This is a genomic window from Candidatus Syntrophosphaera thermopropionivorans (assembly GCF_004353895.1).
GTDB lineage: Bacteria > Cloacimonadota > Cloacimonadia > Cloacimonadales > Cloacimonadaceae > Syntrophosphaera > Syntrophosphaera thermopropionivorans.
This window is the reverse complement of sequence record NZ_SMOG01000019.1, coordinates 1-1,666: the sequence shown is the minus strand read 5'-3', so window position 1 is coordinate 1,666 and position 1,666 is coordinate 1. Positions and strand designations below refer to the sequence as shown.

Below are 1,666 nucleotides of genomic sequence, written 5' to 3'. Positions count from 1 at the left end.
AATATTATATGGCAGTTAACTATCTTACCACCGTTCTGGAAGAAGCTGCTTCCATTAACAATTTATCTATTTATAACATTGACCATATGGCACAATTGCGTTTCACGGGAAAGGATGCTCCAGCTTTGTTGGATAGAGCTTTAGCAGGAAATATGAGTGCTATGAAGGTCGGTTCCTGTAAATACACCCTTTTGCTTAATGAACACGGAGGAGTGGAAGATGATATGATAGTAATGCGGATTTCCGAGACAGAATATATTGCCGTGATTAACGCTGGACATGATATAACTGATACCGTTAATGGAAAAGAATTGATAGCAGATATAGACCGCATAATGAGTCAGAAGCAAGATGGGGAAGAGGTTGATGCTGAGGATATATCAGCTCAATTAGTAAAAGTTGATATCCAGGGACCTTTATCCTATAAATTGGTTAAGTCTATCTATGGTGAACAAGTCTTGAAAAATAGGCATAATCCTGAGAAGAATATGAACTACTTCACCTTCAATGAATTTGACTATAATAATGCACATTATATTATAAGTAGAACAGGTTACACTAATCGCTGGGGTTGGGAGCTTTATATTCCCGTGGCTAATGCGGAGGAAGATTTCAAGAAAATAGTAAGTGAAGCTCTGGAAATGGGTGCTCTTCTGGTAGGTTTGGGTGGTAGAGATGAGAATCGTCTTTCTGCAGGACCTTTCGGACTCCCTCTGATGGGACAGGAATATGATCCCTATCACACACCTATCAATGCACCATTATTTGAAGCTGCGGTAGATATGGATAAACCTTTCTTTGTGGGAAAATCAGCTCTGGAAGCAGAACTGGCGACTAATCCTCAAAAAGCACTTTTGATGTTCTTTGCCGAAGGTATTGCATCCAATAGGAAAGTCTTTCACAATGGAAAATTACTCGGTACTGTAACCTCCAGTATAATATCACCCAATCTTTCCCTGGAACAGCGTTTAGTCATAGGTTCTACTCGCAAAAATGTTAATGCTGAAGATGGAAATGCTGCCATTGGTTTAGCCTGGTTATACTATAATCCCTTCCCTAAAGACGAAGAAGGAAAATATATCTCGGAACAAGATGGAGTTCCTATCCGTATACCTGTACAATTTTATAGAGTGGATGAACAAAATAATCCGCTTGGAACACCTCTTTTAGGATATCTTACTATGGAAGGAGTTAGCCCTGCTACTGCTCCAAAACCTTTGAAATATATAGAAAATCTATAATAGATTACTACCTTTTTTACTATCAGTCTGGATATCTATAACCGATACCAGACTGATTTTTTATACTTTTTGATTATCTTCTTTCTTCAGCATTGTCAAATGAGTTAAGCAGAAGAAAAAACAGTAAAAATGACCTGCTGGTAATTGATGAATTAAGCTATCTCTCACTTCAACCTCAAGCCAATAAGCTCTTCTTCTGACTCTTTAACTAACTCTATAAGTCTATATCTATTATTATTAACTCTAATCACCTCTTTAATGAATGAAGTATCACCTACAACGATAATGTCTTAGCTATTGCTATCCTGGATCGCTTATTGCATAAATCCGAACCCGTTATTATGCTCTGGAATCGCTTTCGTCTTAAAATATTAGAGAGTTATGAATATATCATTTTTGATTGCTATTGACAATTTTAACTTTTT

1 protein-coding gene is annotated in these 1,666 nt (G+C 37.0%); it reads left to right on the top strand.

Features of this window, described 5'->3' with window-relative positions; all coding sequences use genetic code 11:
• Nucleotides 1-1,241 (top strand): aminomethyl transferase family protein (locus E0946_RS05615; RefSeq protein WP_133201511.1); only part of this gene is annotated, 1,241 nt, incomplete at its 5' end.
• Nucleotides 1,242-1,666 lie beyond the last annotated feature (425 nt).